The organism is Streptomyces sp. NBRC 109706 (assembly GCF_000974485.1).
GTDB lineage: Bacteria > Actinomycetota > Actinomycetes > Streptomycetales > Streptomycetaceae > Streptomyces.
Genome location: NZ_BBOM01000008.1, coordinates 21060 through 41664 on the forward strand (window position 1 = coordinate 21060; position 20605 = coordinate 41664).

Annotated in this window: 1 protein-coding gene (running past one end of the window); it reads left to right on the plus strand. The window is 71.8% G+C overall.

Annotated features, from left to right (window positions below; genetic code table 11):
• Positions 1–31: 31 nt before the first annotated feature.
• Positions 32–20605: the 5' portion of a type I polyketide synthase gene (locus AOM46_RS35410; protein ID WP_062212858.1), read on the plus strand. Its footprint extends 7761 nt past the window's final position; the window shows 20574 of its 28335 coding nt (coding positions 1–20574); the start codon lies at positions 32–34; its stop codon lies off the right edge, out of view.

Genomic DNA, 20605 nt, shown 5'->3' on the forward strand with positions numbered 1-20605 from the left:
CCACCACGACCGTCCCTGGAGACGAGGCACAATGTCCAGCAACGAAGCGAAGCTCCGCGAATACCTCAAGTTGGTGACGGCGGACCTGCGGGAGACCCGCCAGCGCCTGCAGCTCACCGAGGCGAGGAGCAACGAGCCGATCGCGATCGTCGGCATGGCCTGCCGCTTCCCCGGCGGGGTGAACACCCCCGAGGACCTGTGGCGACTCGTCGTCGAAGGCACCGACGCCATCGGTGACTTCCCGACCGACCGTGGCTGGAATCTGGACGAACTGTTCCACCCCGACCCGGACCACCCCCGCACCAGCTACGCCGACCAGGGCGGATTCCTTTACGACGCGGCCGAGTTCGACGCCGACTTCTTCGGCATCTCACCCCGCGAGGCGCTGGCCATGGACCCCCAGCAGCGTTTGCTGCTGGAAACTGCCTGGGAGGCGTTCGAACGGGCCGGTATCGCGCCCACCTCGCTCAAGGGCCACGGCACCGGCGTCTTCGTCGGCGGCGCGCACTTCGGCTATATCGACACCCTTCATGTGCCGGAGGCCGCCGAGGGCTTCTCCATGACGGGTGTCGCCACCAGCATCCTCTCCGGCCGCGTCGCCTACACCCTTGGCCTTGAGGGCCCGGCCGTCACGATCGACACGGCCTGCTCCTCGTCGCTTGTGGCGCTGCACCTGGCGGCTCAGGCGCTGCGCAACGGCGAATGCGAGATGGCGCTCGCCGGCGGCGTCACGGTGCTGCCCAGCCCCGGGGTCTTCGTCGAGTTCAGCCGGCAACGGGGCCTCGCCGCCGATGGCCGTTGCAAACCGTTCGCCTCGTCGGCGGACGGCACCGGCTGGGCCGAGGGCATCGGCCTGCTCCTGGTCGAACGCCTCTCCGACGCCCGTCGCAAGGGCCACCCCGTGCTCGCCGTGCTGCGCGGCTCGGCCGTCAACCAGGACGGTGCCTCCAACGGACTGACGGCGCCCAACGGCCCCTCCCAACAGCGCGTCATCCGCCAGGCGTTGGAGAGCGCCCGGCTCACCGCCGCCGATGTGGACGCCGTCGAGGCCCATGGCACCGGCACCTCGCTCGGGGACCCGATCGAGGCGCAGGCGCTGCTCGCCACCTACGGTCAGGAGCGGGACGGCGACCAGCCGCTGTGGCTGGGATCGGTCAAGTCCAACATCGGCCACACCCAGGCCGCGGCGGGCGCGGCCGGCGTGATCAAGATGGTCATGGCCCTGCGGGCGGGCGTGCTGCCCCCGACCCTCCATGTCGACACGCCATCGGAACATGTGGACTGGTCCGCCGGCGCCGTCGAGCTGCTGACCGAACGCCGCGACTGGCCCGAGACGGACCACCCACGCCGCGCCGGAGTCTCCGCGTTCGGTGTCTCCGGCACCAACGCGCACCTCATCCTGGAGCAGGCACCCGAGAACGCCTCGGCGGAGCCGGTGGTGGTGGCGGGTGATGCGTTGCCGGTGGTGCCGTGGGTGCTTTCGGCGCGGGGTGTGGATGCGGTGGTGGCGCAGGGGGCGCGGCTTGCGGGTGTGGTGGGTGAGTTGGATGCGGTGGATGTGGGTTGGTCGTTGGTTTCGGGGCGTGCTGAGTTGTCGTCGCGTGCGGTGGTGTGGGGTCGGGATGGTGGTGAACTGGCGGCTGGTTTGGGGTCGTTGGCGGTTGAGTCGCTGGTTGATGGTCGGTTGGCGGTGTTGTTCACGGGTCAGGGTGCGCAGCGGGCGCGGATGGGTGCCGAACTGGCGGCTGCCTTCCCGGTGTTCGCATCAGCATTGGCCGAGGTGTGTGCGGGGTTCGATGGGTTGTTGCCGCGTCCGTTGGGCGAGGTGCTTGCGGACGAGTCGAGTGCCGATCTGGATCGGACGGTGTTCACTCAGGCGGGGTTGTTCGCTGTTGAGGTGGCGTTGTGGCGGTTGGTGGAGTCGTTCGGGGTGCGGCCTGATTTTGTGGCCGGGCATTCGATCGGTGAGATCGCGGCCGCCCATGTCGCGGGGGTCTTTGATCTTGCTGATGCCTGCCGACTGGTCGCCGCCCGTGGGTCGTTGATGCAGGCGTTGCCGTCGGGTGGCGCGATGCTTTCCGTCCAGGCGTCGGAGGAGGCGGTTCGTGAGCGCACCGGTCTGGATATCGCCGCCGTCAACGGTCCACAGTCCGTGGTTGTCGCCGGTGACGAGGCCGCTATCGAGGCGTTGCGGGCCGAGTTCGCCGAAGCGGGCGTGAAGACCCGGCGGTTGACCGTTTCGCATGCGTTCCACTCGCGGTTGATGGAGCCGATGCTGGGCGAGTTCGAGGAGGTTGCCCAGTCCGTCACCTACCGCGCCCCCGCTCTGCCGGTGATCTCCAATGTCACCGGCGAGGAGGCGGGCGAGGAGATCGCCACCGCCGACTACTGGGTGGCGCATGTGCGGGCCACGGTGCGGTTCGCCGATGGGATCACCGCGTTGCGTGCCGCCGGGGTGGCGACGTTCCTTGAGTTGGGTCCGGATGCCACGTTGACCGCGATGGGTGCGGAGTGCCTGGCCGAGGACGACACGACGGCCGCGTTCGTTCCCACCACCCGCCGCGAGCATGACGAGGTGGCGACGTTCACCGCCGGCCTCTCCCGGGTGTGGGCGCGCGGAACGTCCGTCGACTGGCGGGCGGCGTTCGCCGGCCGGGCCGTCCGGCAGGTGGACCTGCCGACCTACGCCTTCCAGCGGGAACGCTACTGGCTGGAGCACGAGACCGGCGGCGACCCGGCCGGCGTTGGTCAACGCGCCGCCGGGCACCCGCTGTTGGGCGCCACCGTCTCCCTCGCCGCCGAGGGCGGAGTGATGCTGACCGGCAGGCTCGCCGTCAGCACCCACCCCTGGCTCGCCGACCACGCCATCGGCGGCAGCATCCTCTTCCCGGGCACCGGCTTTGTCGAACTCGCCGTCCGCGCCGGCGACGAGGCGGGCTGCCCACACCTGCACGAGCTGGCCCTTCAAGCGCCGCTGGTGCTGCCCGAGCGCGGCGCCGTCCAGGTGCAGGTGCTTGTGTCCGCACCGGACGGCGAGGGACGTCGTCCCGTGCGGATCTACTCCCGCCCGGAGAACGCCGAGGCCGACGAGGCGTGGACCTGCCACGCCGACGGCGTCCTCGACCAGGACGAACCAGCCACGAACGCGGGCGAGTTCGAGCTGTCAGCCTGGCCGCCCGCCGGGGCGAGGCCGGTGGACCTCGCCGACTTCTACTCGGCCGCCGCCGAGGCCGGCTACGGCTATGGCCCGGTGTTCCAGGGCCTGCGCGCCGCCTGGCGGCGCGGCGACGAGGTCTACGCCGAGGTCGCCCTCCCCGAGGACGCGCGCGCCCAGGCCGGCCGCTACGGCATCCACCCCGCGCTGCTCGACGCCGTACTGCATGCGGGCAGGCTGGCCGGTGGCGACGACAACGCGCTGCGGCTGCCGTTCGCCTGGTCCGGCGTCGCGCTGCGCGCCGTCGGCGCCGACGCGGTGCGCGTCCGCCTGGGACGCACCGGCACCGAGGGCATGTTCCTGCAGATCGCCGACGGCGAGGGACGCCCCGTCCTGGACGTCGCCTCGTTGGTGACGCGCCCCGTGTCGGCCGACCAGCTGGCCGTCGCCTCCGCCGCCACCCGCGACGCACTGTTCCGGCTGGACTGGCGGCCCGTCACCGCGAGCCGGCCCGTGGCGCCGGCGACCGAATGGGCCGTGCTCGGCGCCGACACCTTCGCTCTCGGCCTTCCCGCCCACCCCGATGTCGCCGCGCTGCTGGCCGCCGACGCCGCCCCGCCGTCCGTGGTCATCCACCCGGTGCAGGCCACCGGCGGCGACGGAATGGCGCGCTCCGCCGAGGAGTTGGTGCTGCGGACGCTCGACACCGTCCAGACCTGGCTGGCCGCCCCCGGCCTCGCCGGCTCGACGCTGGCCGTCGTCACCCAGGGCGCGGTCGCCACCGACCCCGCCGACCAGATCTCCGACCCGGCCGCCGCCGCCGTCTGGGGACTGGTGCGCAGCGCCCAGACGGAGAACCCGGGCCGCGTCGTGCTGGTCGATCTCGACCTCGACCCCACCGCCGACGCCGCCGCCGGCATCGCCGCCGCCCTCGGTTGCGCCGAACCGGGGACCGCGATCCGCGAGGACCAGCCCTACGGCTCCCGACTCGCCCGCGTCGACGCCACGGCCGCCGACACCAACCCCCCGACCGCCCACCGCCCCGACGGAACGGTGCTGATCACCGGCGGCACCGGCACCCTGGGCGCGCTGCTGGCGCGCCATCTGGTGGTGCGGCACGGCGTCCGTTCGCTGCTGCTGACCAGCCGGCGCGGCGCCGACGCCCCGGGAGTCGACGAACTCACCGCCGAGCTGGTCGAGTTGGGCGCCCGGGTGGAGATCGTCGCCTGTGACGCGGCCGACCGCGCGCAGCTCGCGGACGCGCTCAGCGCGGTGCCGGTGGAGTTCCCCCTGACGGGCGTGGTGCACGCGGCCGGCGTGTTGGACGACGGGCTGGTCGGCTCGTTGACGCCGGAACAGGTGCGGCGGGTGCTGCGGCCCAAGGTGGACGCGGCGGTCAACCTGCACGAGCTGACCCGTGGCGCCGACCTGTCCCTGTTTGTCCTCTACTCCTCGGCCGCCGGCGTCTTCGGCGGCCCTGGCCAGGCCAACTACGCGGCGGCCAACGCCTTCCTGGACGCGCTGGCCGCCCACCGTCGTGGGCTCGGCCTGCCCGGCACCTCGCTGGCCTGGGGCCTGTGGGAGCAGGACGGCGGCATGTCCGGGCAGCTCGACGAGCAGAGCCGGTCCCGGATGGCCCAGAGCGGACTGTTGCCGCTCACCGCCGACCAGGGGCTCGAACTCCTCGACGCCGCCCTGGGCACCGACGACGCGCTGCTGGTCCCCGTCCGCCTCGATCTGCCCGCGCTGCGCGCCCGCGCCGCCGCCGACGGCGTGCCTCCGCTGCTGTCGGGGCTCGTCACCCGCGCCCCCGGCCGCCGCACCGCCACCGGAGGGGCCGGCGCCGACTCCCCGCTCGCCGAGCAGCTGCGTGGCCTCGACGTGCCCGACCGCGCTCGGCTCGTGCTCGACCTGGTGCGCTCGCATATCGCGGCGGTCCTCGGCCACGCCGACGCACACGCGGTGGACGCCGAACGCCCCTTCAACGAACTGGGCTTCGACTCGCTGACCGCCGTCGAACTGCGGAACCGCCTGACCATGGCCACCGGTCTGCGGCTGCCCGCCACCCTGATCTTCGACCACCCCACACCGGCCGCCCTGGCCGCCTTCGTCCACGACGAGGTCGGCGGTCACGAGACCGGCGCCCCCGCCACCCTGCCGCTGGCCGCCGTGCACGACGAGCCGATCGCGATCGTCGGGATGGCCTGCCGCTACCCGGGCGGGGTCAACTCCCCGGAGGACCTTTGGAGGTTGGTCGGTTCCGGCGGTGACGCCATCGGTACCTTCCCCACCGACCGTGGGTGGGACCTCGACGCGCTCTATGACCCGGAGCCCGGCCGGCATGGCACCAGCTACACCCGCGAGGGCGGATTCCTCTATGACGCGGCGGAGTTCGACGCGTCGTTCTTCGGCGTCTCGCCGCGCGAGGCGCTGGCGATGGATCCGCAGCAGCGGCTGCTGCTGGAGGCGTCCTGGGAGGCGTTCGAGCGGGCGGGGGTGCCGGCGGAGTCCGTGCGCGGCAGCCGCACCGGCGTCTTCGCCGGCGTCATGTACCACGAGTACGCCAGCCGCCTGCGCGAAGTCCCGGACGATGTCGAGGGATTCCTCGGCACCGGCAATTCCGGCAGTGTCCTCTCCGGCCGCGTCGCCTATACGTTTGGTCTTGAGGGTCCCGCGGTGACGATTGATACGGCGTGTTCGTCGTCGCTTGTGGCTCTGCATTGGGCGGCGCAGGCGTTGCGTAGTGGTGAGTGTGATTTGGCGTTGGCCGGTGGTGTGACGGTGATGCCGACGGCGGGGACGTTTGTTGAGTTTTCGCGGCAGCGTGGGTTGTCGGTTGATGGTCGGTGTAAGTCGTTTGCTTCGGGTGCGGATGGTACGGGGTGGGGTGAGGGTGTGGGTGTGTTGTTGGTGGAGCGGTTGTCCGATGCTCGGCGGAATGGGCATCGGGTGTTGGGTGTGGTGCGGGGTTCGGCGATTAATCAGGATGGTGCGTCGAATGGTTTGACGGCGCCTAATGGTCCGTCTCAGCAGCGGGTTATTCGGGCGGCGTTGGCGAATGCGGGGCTTTCGGCTGGTGATGTGGATGCGGTGGAGGCGCATGGCACGGGTACGACGTTGGGTGATCCGATTGAGGCTCAGGCGCTTCTTGCTACCTATGGGCAGGAGCGGGTTGATGGTGGTGAGCCGTTGTGGTTGGGGTCGATCAAGTCGAATATCGGTCATACGCAGGCGGCGGCCGGTGTGGCGGGTGTGATCAAGATGGTGATGGCGATGCGGGCGGGGGTGTTGCCGCGCAGTCTGCATATCGACGAGCCCTCGGAGCATGTGGACTGGTCGGCCGGCGCGGTGTCGCTGTTGACGGAGGAACGCGAGTGGACGACGGACGAGGGCCGTCCGCGCCGCGCCGGAGTGTCCTCCTTCGGCATCAGTGGGACCAACGCGCATGTGATCGTCGAGCAGGCCCCGCAGGACGCCGAACCGAGCGCGGTGGTGCTACCGGGTGATGCGCTGCCCCTGGTGCCCTGGCCCGTGTCCGCGCGGAGCACGGACGCCCTGGCGGCCCAGGCCGAGCGACTTGGCGCGCTGGCGGGGGAGTCGGACCCGGCGGATGTGGGTTGGTCGCTGGTCTCCGGCCGTGCTGAGCTGTCGACCCGGGGCGTGGTGTGGGGTCGGGACGCCGGTGAACTGGCGGCTGGTTTGGGGTCGTTGGCGGTCGAGTCGGTGGTCGAGGGCCGGTTGGCGGTGTTGTTCACGGGTCAGGGTGCGCAGCGGGCGCGGATGGGTGCCGAACTGGCGGCTGCCTTCCCGGTGTTCGCGGAGGCGCTGAACGAGGTGTGTGCGAGGTTCGACGGGTTGTTGCCGCGTCCGTTGGCCGAGGTGCTTGCGGACGAGTCGAGCGCTGATCTGGATCAGACGGTGTTCACTCAGGCGGGGTTGTTCGCGGTTGAGGTGGCGCTGTGGCGGTTGGTGAAGTCGTTTGGGGTGCGGCCCGACTTTGTGGCCGGGCATTCGATTGGTGAGATCGCGGCCGCGCATGTGGCGGGGGTCTTTGATCTGGCTGATGCCTGTCGTCTGGTGGCGGCGCGTGGGTCGTTGATGCAGGCGTTGCCGTCGGGTGGCGCGATGCTCTCCGTCCAGGCGTCGGAGGAGGCCGTCCGCGATCTCACCGAGCTGGATATCGCCGCCGTCAACGGACCGCAGTCCGTCGTTGTCGCCGGTGACGAGGCCGCCATCGAGCGGCTGGCCACCCTGTGCGCCGAAAAGGACCTCAAGACCCGGAAGTTGACGGTCTCGCACGCGTTCCACTCGCGGTTGATGGAGCCGATGCTGGCGGAGTTCCAGGACGTCGCCGAATCGTTGACCTACCGCGCCCCCGCCGTCCCCGTGATCTCCAATGTCACCGGCGAGGAGGCCGGCATCGAGATCGCCACCGCCGACTACTGGGTGGCGCATGTCCGCGCCACCGTCCGGTTCGCCGATGGCATCCCCACGCTGCGGGCCGCCGGGGTGGCGACGTTCCTCGAACTGGGCCCGGACGCCACGCTCACCGCGATGGGTGCGGAGTGCCTGGCCGAGGACGACACGACGGCCGCGTTCGTTCCCACCACCCGCCGGGAGCGCGACGAGGTGGCCACGTTCACCGCCGCGCTCTCCCGGGTGTGGGCGCGTGGCGCGCGGCTGGACTGGCGGGCGGCGTTCGCCGGCCGGGCCGTCCGGCAGGTGGACCTGCCGACCTATGCCTTCCAGCGCCGCCGCTACTGGCTGCGCGAAGAGGGCGGCGCGGCGAATGTGGGCTCCGCCGGCCTGGTCGCGGCCGGCCACCCGCTGCTCGGCGCCGCCGTCACGCTGGCCGCCGAGGGCGGCGCGATGCTGACCGGCCGCCTCTCCCTCAGCAGCCACCCCTGGCTGGCCGACCACGCCATGGGCGGCAGCATCCTCTTTCCCGGCACCGGATTTGTCGAGCTGGCCGTCCGCGCCGGCGACGAAGTCGGCGCCACCCGGCTGCACGAGCTGACCCTTCAGGCGCCCCTCGTCATCCCCGAGCGCGGCGGCATCGCCGTCCAGGTGCTGGTGGGCGCGGCCACCAGGACCGGGGAGCGCGAGATCCATGTCTGGTCCCGGCCGGAGAACGCCTCGCCCGACGAGGCATGGACCTGCCACGCCGATGGCGTGCTGGTGTCGGAGGATGACGACGAGGCGCCGCCGGTCGCGGCCGCTGAGCTGACGGTCTGGCCGCCCGCCGACGCCGAGGAGCTGGACGTTTCCGACCTCTACCCGTCCGCCGCCGAGGCCGGCTACGGGTATGGGCCGGTGTTCCAGGGTCTGCGGGCCGCCTGGCGGCGCGGCGACGAGATCTTCGCCGAGGTCGCGCTCCCGGACGAGGAGCAGTCAGCGGCCGCCCGCTTCGGCATCCACCCCGCGCTGCTTGACGCCGTGCTGCACGCCGGCCGGCTGGCCGGCGCCGACGACGGCTCGCTGCGGCTGCCGTTCGCCTGGTCCGGGGTGACGCTCGCCGCGTCGGGCGCCGCCGCCGTCCGGGCGCGACTGCTGCCGGCCGGGGACAGCGCCCTCGCGATCCAGGTGGCCGATGCGGCGGGTCAACTCGTCGCGAATATCGAGTCGTTGATCGTCCGACCGGTGTCGCCCGAGCAGTTGGCCGACGCCGGCACCGGCGCCTCGTTGTTCCGGCTGGAATGGACGGCCGCCGAGGCCGGTGACGGCGCCGCCGAGGCGCCGCCCACCGTGGTGCGGCATCTCGCGGACGAGGAGACGTCCGCGGATCCGACCGTCACCGGCACGGCGGAACGTGTGGCCGCCGCGACCGTGCGGGCCTGGGAGACCGTCAGGGACTGGCTCGCCGACGAGAGCCTGCTGGACTCGCGTCTGGCCGTGGTCACCAGGGGCGCCGTCGCCGTGCACCCGGGCGAGGACATGTCCGGCCTCGACCACGCCGGCGTCTGGGGGCTGCTGCGTTCGGCGCAGTCGGAGAACCCGGGCCGGCTGGTTCTCGTCGACCTCGACCCCCTGGCCGTCCCGGACCGGGACTCCGATGTAGCCGCCGCGCTCGCCACCGGCGAACCGCAGGTCGCGGTGCGCCGTGGCACGGTGCTGGTGCCCAGGCTGGCCCGTGTCAGCGATGAGGCGGCGAGCGCCCCCATGCCATGGGCGAACCTGGACACCGACGGCACCGTTCTGATCACCGGCGGCACCGGCACCCTGGGCGCGGTGCTCGCCCGGCATCTGGTGGCCCGCTACAGCGTCCGCTCGCTGCTGCTGACCAGCCGCAGGGGCGCGGAAGCGCCCGGCGCCGCCGACCTCATCGCCGAACTGGCCGAGGCCGGCGCCACCGTCGAGATCGTTGCCTGCGACGCGGCCGACCGCGACGCGCTGACCGAGGCGCTGGAACGGGTGCCCGCCGAGCACCCGTTGACCGGTGTGGTGCACGCGGCCGGCGTGCTGGACGACGGGCTGTTCGCCTCGCTGAGCGCGGAACGTCTCCTGCGGGTGCTGCGGCCCAAGGTGGACGCGGCGGTCAACCTGCACGAGCTGACCCGCGATATCGATCTGTCGATGTTTGTGCTGTACTCCTCGGCGGCCGGCGTCTTCGGCAACGCCGGCCAGGCCAACTACGCGGCGGCCAATGCCTTCCTGGACGCGCTGGCTGCCCACCGTCGTGGGCTCGGCCTGCCCGGCACCTCCCTGGCCTGGGGACTGTGGGACGAGACCAGCGGCATGACCGGACAGCTCGACGGGCAGAGCCGGTCCCGGATGGCGCAGGGCGGGATGGTCCCGCTGACCACCGAGCAGGGGCTTGCCCTCTTCGACTCGGCCGGCGCCGTCGACGACGCCCTGCTCGTGGCCAACCCGCTCGACCTGCCGGCGCTCAACGCGTTGGCGCTCCGTGGCCCGGTCCCCGAACTGCTACGCGGACTGGTGCGCGTGCGGCGCGCGCGGCGCACGGCCGCCGGCCTCGGCGGCGCCCGGCTGGAGGAGTCGGCGCTGCGGCGCCAGCTGGCCGGCCTGGAGCCGGTGGAACGGGACAGGTTTGTCCTCGATCTGGTCCGCACGGAGGTCGCGGCCGTCCTCGGACACGGCGGTGCGCACGAGGTCGATGGCGCGCGGCAGTTCAAGGATCTGGGCTTTGACTCGCTCACCGCGCTCGAACTCCGCAACCGGCTGGGCGCCGCCACCGGCCTGCGGCTGCCGGCCACCCTCGTCTTCGACCACCCGACTCCCGTGCTGCTCGCCGCGTTTGTGCGGAGCGAGGTGCTCGGCCTGGACGCGGGCGCTGGCACCGTTGTCAGCAGAGACGTCTCGGACGAGCCGATAGCGATCGTCGGGATGGCCTGCCGCTACCCGGGCGGGGTCAACTCCCCCGAGGACCTGTGGGAGTTGGTGAGCAGCGGCGCGGACGCCATCGGCGCCTTCCCGACCGACCGTGGTTGGGACCTCGACGCGCTCTATGACCCGGACCCCAGCCGGCATGGCACCAGCTACACCCGGCAGGGCGGATTCCTCTACGACGCGGCGGAGTTCGACCCGCAACTGTTCGGGATCAGCCCGCGCGAGGCAGTGGCCATGGATCCGCAGCAGCGGCTCTTGCTGGAAGCCTCCTGGGAGGCGTTCGAGCGGGCGGGGGTGCCGGCGGAGTCGGTGCGGGGCAGCCGCACCGGCGTCTTCACCGGCGCGATGTACTTCGACTACGCCACCCGGCTGAGCCGGATACCCGAGGAGATCGAGGGCTTCGTCGGCACCGGCTCCTCGGGCAGTGTGGTCTCCGGAAGGCTGGCCTATACGTTTGGTCTTGAGGGTCCCGCGGTGACGATTGATACGGCGTGTTCGTCGTCGCTTGTGGCTCTGCATCTGGCGGCGCAGGCGTTGCGTAGTGGTGAGTGTGATTTGGCGTTGGCCGGTGGTGTGACGGTGATGCCGACGGCGGGGACGTTTGTTGAGTTTTCGCGGCAGCGTGGGTTGTCGGTTGATGGTCGGTGTAAGTCGTTTGCTTCGGGTGCGGATGGTACGGGGTGGGGTGAGGGTGTGGGTGTGTTGTTGGTGGAGCGGTTGTCGGATGCTCGGCGGAATGGGCATCGGGTGTTGGGTGTGGTGCGGGGTTCGGCGATTAATCAGGATGGTGCGTCGAATGGTTTGACGGCGCCTAATGGTCCGTCTCAGCAGCGGGTTATTCGGGCGGCGTTGGCGAATGCGGGGCTTTCGGCTGGTGATGTGGATGCGGTGGAGGCGCATGGCACGGGTACGACGTTGGGTGATCCGATTGAGGCTCAGGCGCTTCTTGCTACGTATGGGCAGGAGCGGGTTGATGGTGGTGAGCCGTTGTGGTTGGGGTCGATCAAGTCGAATATCGGTCATACGCAGGCGGCGGCTGGTGTGGCGGGTGTGATCAAGATGGTGATGGCGATGCGGGCGGGGGTGTTGCCGCGCAGTCTGCATATCGACGAGCCCTCGGAGCATGTGGACTGGTCGGCCGGCGCGGTGTCGCTGTTGACGGAGGAACGCGAGTGGACGACGGACGAGGGCCGTCCGCGCCGCGCCGGAGTGTCCTCCTTCGGCATCAGTGGGACCAACGCGCATGTGATCGTCGAGCAGGCCCCGCAGGACGCCGAACCGGGCGCGGTGGTGCTGCCGGGTGACCGTCTCCCCGTCCTGCCCTGGCCGATATCCGCCCACACCGACGAGGCATTGGCCGCCCAGGCGGAGCGATTGGCTTCGGCCACTGGTGAGCTGGATCCGGTGGACGTGGGTTGGTCGCTGGCCACCGGGCGTGCGGAGTTGACCTCCCGCGCGGTGGTGTGGGGTCGGGACGCTGGTGAACTGGTCGCCGGGCTGAGGTCGTTGGCCGCTGAGTCGGTGGTCGAGGGCCGGTTGGCGGTGTTGTTCACGGGCCAGGGCGCGCAGCGGGCGCGGATGGGTGCCGAACTTGCGGTTGCCTTCCCGGTGTTCGCGGATGCGTTGAACGAGGTGTGTGCCGGGTTCGAGGGTCTGTTGCCGCGTCCGTTGGGCGAGGTGCTTGCGGACGAGTCGAGCGCCGATCTGGATCGGACGGTGTTCACTCAGGCGGGGTTGTTCGCGGTTGAGGTGGCGTTGTGGCGGTTGGTGGAGTCGTTTGGGGTGCGGCCCGATTTTGTGGCCGGGCATTCGATCGGTGAGATCGCGGCCGCGCATGTGGCGGGGGTCTTTGATCTCGCTGATGCCTGCCGACTGGTCGCCGCCCGTGGGTCGTTGATGCAGGCGCTGCCGTCCGGTGGGGCGATGCTCTCGGTTCAGGCGTCGGAGGAGACCGTTCGCGCGGCAGACCTCAAGGGTCTCGACATCGCCGCCGTCAACGGGCCGCGGTCCCTGGTGGTCGCCGGCGAGGAGACCGCCATCGACGCGCTGCGGGAGACCTTCACCGAAGCGGGTGTGAAGACTCGCCGGCTCACCGTCTCGCACGCGTTCCACTCCTGGTTGATGGAGCCGATGCTGGCGGAGTTCGGGCAGGTCGCGCGGTCGTTGACCTATCGTGCGCCGGCGCTGCCGGTGATCTCCAATGTGACCGGTGAGTTGGCCGGGGTGGAGATCGGCAGCGCCGACTACTGGGTGGCCCATGTCCGCGCCACGGTGCGGTTCGCCGACGGGATCACCACGTTGCGTGCGGCCGGGGTGACGACGTTCGTCGAGCTGGGCCCGGACGCCACGCTCACCGCCATGGGCACGGAATGCCTGGACGATGACGACACCGCCGCCGCCTTTGTCTCCACCACCCGTCGTGAGCACGATGAGGTGGCGACGTTCACCACCGCGCTGTCCCGCGTCTGGGCCAGGGGCGCCTCGGTGGACTGGCGGGCCGCGTTCGCCGGCCGGGCCGTGCGCCACGTCGACCTGCCGACCTACGCCTTCCAGCGCCAGCGTTTCTGGCTGGAGGCGCCCGCATCCGCCGCCGATGTCGGTGGTGCGGGGTTGGTCGCGCCCGAACATCCGCTGCTGGGCGCCACGGTGCATCTGGCGGCCGAGTCCGGTGCGATGCTGACCGGGCGGCTTTCGCTGCGGACCCACCCGTGGCTCGCCGACCATGCCGTCGGCGGAACCGTGCTGCTGCCAGGCACCGGCTTCGTCGAGCTGGCGGTCCGCGCCGGCGACGAGGTCGGCTGCGGGCAGCTGAATGAACTGATGCTCCAAGCGCCGCTGGTCCTGCCCGAGCGGGGAGCGGTTCAGGTGCAGGTCGTCGTCGGGGCCCCCGACGGTTCCGGGCAGCGCGAGGTGCGGGTGTGGTCGCGTCCGGAAAGCGTCGACGCCGGCGAGTCGTGGACCTGCCACGCCGAAGGGCTGCTCGCCCCCGAGGCTCCCGAAGCTGCCGTCCGCGAACGGGTCGCCGACCTGGCGGCGTGGCCGCCGGCCGACGCCGAACCGGTGGAGGTGTCGGGCTTCTACTCGGCCATGGCCGAGGCGGGTTACGGATACGGGCCCGCGTTCCAGGGGCTGCGCGCGGCCTGGCGGCGCGGCGACGAGGTCTTCGCCGAGGTCGCGCTGCCGGAGGAGGTCCTGCCCGAGGCCGTGCGCTTCGGCCTCCACCCGGCGCTGCTCGATGCGGCGCTGCAGGCCAACGGGTTCGGTCCGCTGGCCGCCGAGGGCGGCGCGCGGCTCCCGTTCGCCTGGACGGGTGTCTCGCTGCTCGCCGCGGGCGCCACCGCCCTGCGGGTGCGGATCGTCCCCGCGGGCCCCGACGCCGTGTCCATCGACGCGGCCGACTCCGCGGGCCAGCCCGTGGCGCGCGTTGAGTCGCTGGTGCTGCGCGCCATGGCTGCGGCGGAGCTGGCGGCGGACGCCGGTCCCGAGCGGAACGCGCTCTTCGGCGTCGACTGGGTGCCGCTGCGCACCGACAACGCCAACGACGGTGCGACGTCGGCAGGTTGGGCGCTCCTCGGCGAGGACAGGTACGGCCTCGGCGACGGGCCCCCGCTGCGGGCCGCCGCCACCCTCGCCGACCTGGCCGGCATGGACGACGAGGTCCCCTCGGTCGTCCTGTGGTCCCCGGCCGCCGATGCCGGCGAACCGGCTGCGGCGGCGGAGGCGGAGGCCGTGACGCTGGAGGCGCTGGACGTCGTGCAGGAGTGGCTGGCGCGGGAAGAACTCGCCGATGCGCGGCTGGTCGTCGTCACCCGTGGGGCCGTCGCCACCGGGCCGGGAGAGGATGTGCGGCGTCTCGACCTCGCCCCGGTGTGGGGTCTGATCCGTTCCGCGCAGTCCGAGAACCCGGACCGGCTGCTGCTCCTCGACCTCGATCCCGATCCTGATCCCTACCTCGACTCCGCCCCTGAGGCCCCGGAGAACACCGATGTGGTCGCGGCCGTCAACGCGGCGCTGGCTGCCGGGGAGACGCAACTCGCGCTGCGCGCCGGCCAGTCGCGGGTGCCGCGCCTGGCACGCGCCGGCGCCGGCGGACCGCTGCTGCCCCCCACGAACGAGCCCGCATGGCGCCTGGAGTCCACCGGCGCCGGCACCCTGGAGAGCCTGGCGCTGCTGCCCGGCGCCGAGGTCACCGCTCCGCTGGAGTCCGGGCAGGTGCGCGTCGCCGTCCGGGCGGCCGGCCTCAACTTCCGCGATGTGCTGATCGGCCTCGGCATGTACCCGGGGGCGGCCAACCTCGGTGGCGAGGCCGCCGGCGTGATCGTCGACGTCGGTGCGGACGTCACGGAACTCGCCCCGGGGGACCGGGTGTTCGGCATCATCCCCGGCTCGTTCGGGCCGCTGGCCGTCACCGACCACCGGACGGTGGTGCGGATGCCGGACAGCTGGACGTTCGAGCAGGGCGCGGCCGTCCCGATCGTCTATCTCACGGCCTACTACGGGCTGGTCGACCTGGCCGAGCTGCGCGCCGGGGAGTCGGTGCTGATCCATGCCGCCGCCGGCGGTGTGGGCATGGCCGCCGTCCAACTCGCCCAGCACCTCGGCGCCGAGGTCTTCACCACGGCGAGCCGACCCAAATGGGACGTGGTGCGCGGCCTCGGCGTCGATGACCGGCATCTGGCCTCTTCCCGGGACCTGGACTTCCGCGACGCGTTCCTCGCCGCGACCGACGGTGCCGGCGTGGATGTCGTCCTTGACTCGCTGGCGCGGGAGTTCGTCGACGCGTCCCTCGAACTGCTGCCGCGCGGCGGCCGGTTCGTGGAGATGGGCAAGACCGATATCCGCGACCCCGAGCAGGTCGCCCAAGACCATCCTGGCGTCGCCTACCAGGCGTTCGACGTGCTCGACGCCGGCCCCGTCCGGCTCGGCGAGATGCTCACCGCGCTCGTCGAACTCTTCGAGCAGGGTGCGTTGCGCCCATTGCCGCTCACCACCTGGGATGTGCGGCGCGCCCCCGAGGCGCTGCGCTTCATGAGCCAGGCAAAGCACACCGGCAAGATCGTGCTCACCGTGCCCCGCGCGCTCGACGCGGACGGGACGGTGCTGATCACCGGCGGTACGGGGACCTTGGGTGCGCTGTTGGCGCGGCATCTGGTGACAGGACATGGGGTGCGGTCGCTGGTGTTGACCAGCCGTGCCGGCCTTGACGCTTCGGGCGCCGCCGAACTCGTCGCCGAGCTGCGTGAGTTGGGTGCCCGGGTGGAGGTCATCGCCTGTGACGCGGCGGACCGAGGGCAGTTGGCGGGTGCGCTGACCGCGGTGCCCGCAGAGTTCCCGCTGACGGGTGTGGTGCACGCGGCCGGTGTGTTGGACGATGGCCTGTTCGGCTCGTTGACGGCGGAGCAGGTGCGGCGGGTGCTGCGGCCGAAGGTGGACGCGGCCGTCAACCTGCACCAGTTGACCCGCGATATCGACCTGTCGATGTTTGTGCTGTACTCGTCGGCCGCCGGAGTGTTCGGCAACGCGGGGCAGGCCAACTACGCGGCGGCCAACACCTTCCTTGACGCCCTGGCCGCGCACCGCAGGGCCCACGGCCTGCCCGGTACCTCCCTGGCCTGGGGTCTGTGGGACGAGGCCAGCGGCATGACCGCCGATCTGGCCGTGCGGGACCGGGCCCGGATGGCCCAGAACGGCGTGCCGACCCTGGCATCCGATCACGGATTGGCGCTGTTCGACGCGGCCAGCGGGGCATACGACGCGCTGCTGGTGGCGACCCCGCTCGACCAGGCGGCCCTCCAGGCACAGGCCGACCAGGGCACGGTGCCCGGTCTGCTGCGCGGACTGGTCCGCCCCTCGCGCACCCGCCGTTCGGCGGTGGCCGCCGGGACGGGGGCGGAGGCGTCCACGCTGCGCCGGCAGCTTGCCGCGCTGGGTGAGAACGAATGCCTCCAGACGGTGCTTGAGCTGGTGCGCACCCATGTGGCGGCGGTGCTCGGCCACGCCGATCCGCTCGCCGTGGATCCCGAACGCCGGTTCAAGGACCTGGGATTCGACTCCCTGACCGCCGTCGAGCTGCGCAACCGCCTCACCACGGCCACCGGCCTGCGACTGCCGGCGACCCTGGTCTTCGACCATCCGACGCCCGGGGCCCTCGCCGCCTTCGTCTTCCGGGAGGTCTGGGGCGAGGTGGCCGACCAGGCCGGCGCCGTGGTGGCTACCCCCCACGCGGTCGACGAGCCGATCGCGATCGTCGGCATGGCCTGCCGGTTCCCGGGCGGCGTCGAATCGCCCGAGGACCTGTGGCGGCTGGTCGTCGAGGGCACGGACGCGGTCGGCGACTTCCCGACCGACCGTGGCTGGGACGTCGAACGCCTCTACGACCCGGAGATGGAGCGGCACGGCACCAGCTACACGCAGAAGGGCGCGTTCCTCTACGATGCGACGGAGTTCGACGCGGACTTCTTCGGCGTCTCGCCGCGCGAGGCGCTGGCCATGGATCCGCAGCAGCGGCTGCTCCTCGAAGCGTCCTGGCAGGTCTTCGAACAGGCAGGCATCGCCGCCGAGTCGGTGCGCGGCAGCCGAACGGGAGTCTTCGCCGGCGTGCTGGGGACCGGCTACGCCACCGGCCTGACCAGCATCCCCGAGCAGGTCGAGGGCTTTATCGGCACCGGCACCATGGTCAGCCTCGCCTCCGGCCGGGTGGCCTACACCCTTGGGCTTGAGGGCCCGGCGGTCACCGTGGACACCGCCTGCTCGTCGTCGCTGGTCGCGCTGCACCTGGCGGCGCAGGCGCTGCGCAACGGCGAATGCGATCTGGCGCTCGCCGGCGGCGCCACCGTGATGCCCACCCCCAACACCTTTGTCGAGTTCAGCCGGCAGCGCGGGCTGGCGACGAACGGTCGCTGCAAGCCGTTCGCCTCGGCGGCCGACGGCACCGGCTGGGGCGAGGGCGTCGGCATGCTCCTCGTCGAGCGCCTTTCGGACGCCCGCCGCAACGGGCACCGGGTGCTGGCCGTCGTCAAGGGCTCGGCGGTCAACCAGGACGGTGCGTCCAACGGACTGACCGCGCCGAACGGTCCTTCTCAACAGCGGGTGATCCGGGCCGCGTTGGCCAATGCCGGTCTCTCGGCCGGGGATGTCGACGTGGTGGAGGCGCATGGCACGGGCACCCGGCTCGGCGACCCGATCGAGGCGCAGGCGCTGCTCGCCACCTACGGCCAGGAGCGGGACGAGGACCGGCCGCTGTGGTTGGGGTCCATCAAGTCCAATATCGGCCACACCCAAGCTGCCGCCGGCGTCGCGGGCATCATCAAGATGGTCATGGCCATGCGCGAGGGCGTCCTCCCCTCGACCCTCCATGTGGACGAGCCGACCTCGCATGTGGACTGGTCGGCGGGTGCGGTGGCGCTGCTGTCGGAGTCCAGGGAGTGGACGGAGCAGGGCGGGCCGCGTCGGGCGGGCGTCTCCTCGTTCGGCATCAGCGGCACCAACGCGCATGTGATCGTCGAGCAGGCTCCGGAGGATGCCGAGCCGGCGGCCGTGGTGCTGCCGGGGGCGCCGGCTTCGGTGCTGCCGTGGGTGCTTTCCGCGCGGAGCGGGGAGGCGTTGGGGGCGCAGGCGGAGCGGTTGGCTTCGGTGGCGGGCGATCTTGATATCGCCGATGTGGGTTGGTCGTTGGCCACCGGGCGTGCGGAGCTGTCGACGCGGGGCGTGGTGTGGGGTCGGGACGCTGGTGAACTGCTAGCCGGGTTGGGGTCGTTGGCCGCTGAGTCGGTGGTCGAGGGCCGGTTGGCGGTGTTGTTCACGGGTCAGGGTGCGCAGCGGGCGCGGATGGGTGCCGAACTGGCGGCCGTCTTCCCGGTGTTCGCCGATGCCTTGGCCGAGGTGTGTGCGGGGTTCGACGGGTTGTTGCCGCGTCCGTTGGGCGAGGTGCTTGCGGACGAGTTGAGCGCTGATCTGGATCGGACGGTGTTCACTCAGGCCGGGTTGTTCGCTGTTGAGGTGGCGCTGTGGCGGTTGGTGGAGTCGTTTGGGGTGCGACCCGACTTTGTGGCGGGGCACTCCATTGGTGAGATCGCGGCCGCTCATGTCGCCGGGGTCTTTGACCTCGCTGATGCCTGCCGACTGGTCGCCGCCCGTGGGTCGTTGATGCAGGCGCTGCCGTCCGGTGGCGCGATGCTTTCGGTTCAGGCGTCGGAGGAGGCGGTTCGTGAGCGCACGGATCTGGATATCGCCGCCGTCAACGGTCCCCAGTCCGTGGTGGTCGCCGGCAGTGAGGCCGCCATCGAGGCACTGCGCGCTCAGTTCGCCGAAGCGGGTGTCAAGACACGGAAGTTGACCGTCTCGCACGCGTTCCACTCCCGGTTGATGGAGCCGATGCTGGGCGAGTTCGAGGAAGTCGCCCAGTCCGTCACCTACCGCGCCCCCGCCCTGCCGGTGATTTCCAATGTGACGGGTGCGGCGGCCGGGGTGGAGATCGGCAGCGCCGAGTACTGGGTGGGGCATGTGCGGGCCACCGTTCGGTTCGCCGATGGGATCACCGCGTTGCGTGCCGCCGGGGTGGCGACGTTCCTTGAGTTGGGTCCGGATGCCACGTTGACCGCGATGGGTGCGGAGTGCCTGGCCGAGGACGACACGACGGCCGCGTTCGTTCCCACCACCCGTCGGGAGCATGACGAGGTGGCGACGTTCACCGCCGGCCTCTCCCGGGTGTGGGCGCGCGGAACGTCCGTCGACTGGCGGGCGGCGTTCGCCGGCCGGGCCGTCCGGCAGGTGGAGCTGCCGACCTACGCCTTCCAGCGCCGCCGCTACTGGCTGGAGGGCGACACCAACGGCGACCCGACCGGCCTCGGTCAAAGCGCCGCCGGACACCCGCTGTTGGGCGCCAGCGTCAACCTGGCCGCCGAGGGCGGAGTGATGCTGACGGGCCGTCTCTCCCTGAGCACCCACCCGTGGCTGGCCGACCACGCCATCGGTGGCACGGTGCTCTTCCCCGGCACCGGCTTTGTCGAACTGGCCATCCGCGCCGGCGACGAGGTCGGCAGCACCCTGCTGCACGAACTCACTCTCCAGGCGCCGCTGGTCCTCCCCGAGCGCGGTGCCGTTCAGGTGCAGGTCGTGGTCGGTGGTGCCGACGAGGCGGGCCGGCGCGAGGTGCGGATCTACTCCCGCCCGGAGAGCGCCCAGACCGAAGAGACCTGGACCTGCCACGCCGACGGCGTGCTCGACCCGGAACGGGTCGCGCCGGCCGAGGAGACCGCCCCCGGCCAGTGGCCCCCGGCCGACGCCGAGACGGTCGATGTCTCCGGCTTCTATGCCGCGATCGGCGAGGCAGGCTACGGCTATGGCCCCATGTTCCAGGGGCTGCGGGCCGCCTGGCGGCGCGGCGACGAGATCTTCGCCGAGGTCGCCCTGCCCGAGTCCGCTGGGGCCGACGCGGGCCGCTTCGGCATCCACCCCGCGCTGCTCGACGCCGTACTGCACGCGCACGGGCTGGGCGCCTCCGCCGACGGAGACGCCGAGGACGACGGGCGGATTCGGCTGCCGTTCGCCTGGTCGGGAGTGTCCCTGCAGGCCACCGGCGCCACGGCGGTGCGGGTCCACTGCACGGTCAGAAGCCGGGAGAACGCGTCGATCGCGCTGGCCGACGCGACCGGCCGGCCGGTCGCTCGGATCGACTCCCTCACCCTGCGCGCGGTGAGCACAGGCCAACTCGCCTCGAAGGACTCGGACGCCCTGGACTCGCTCTACCGGCTCGACTGGCTACCGGCCGAGGCCGGCGAGGCCAACACCCAGATCGACCAGGGCACTTGGGCACTGCTCGTCGACGACGACCCCCTGGGGCTCGGCCTGCCCAACCGTGAGCAGCCGATCGGGGACGGCACCGCCGCACCCGGCGTTCTGGTGCTGACGCACGGCGATGGCGCGGCCGCCGGCGAACTGGCGGACGCCGCCCGCGAGAAGACGCTGGAGACATGGCGCGCCGTGCGCGACTGGCTGGCGGACGAGCGGCTGGCCGACTCCCGACTGCTGGTGGTCACCTCGGGCGCGGTCCCCGTCGGACCCGGCCAGGACATCGCCGATCTCCCCGCCGCCCCGATCTGGGGC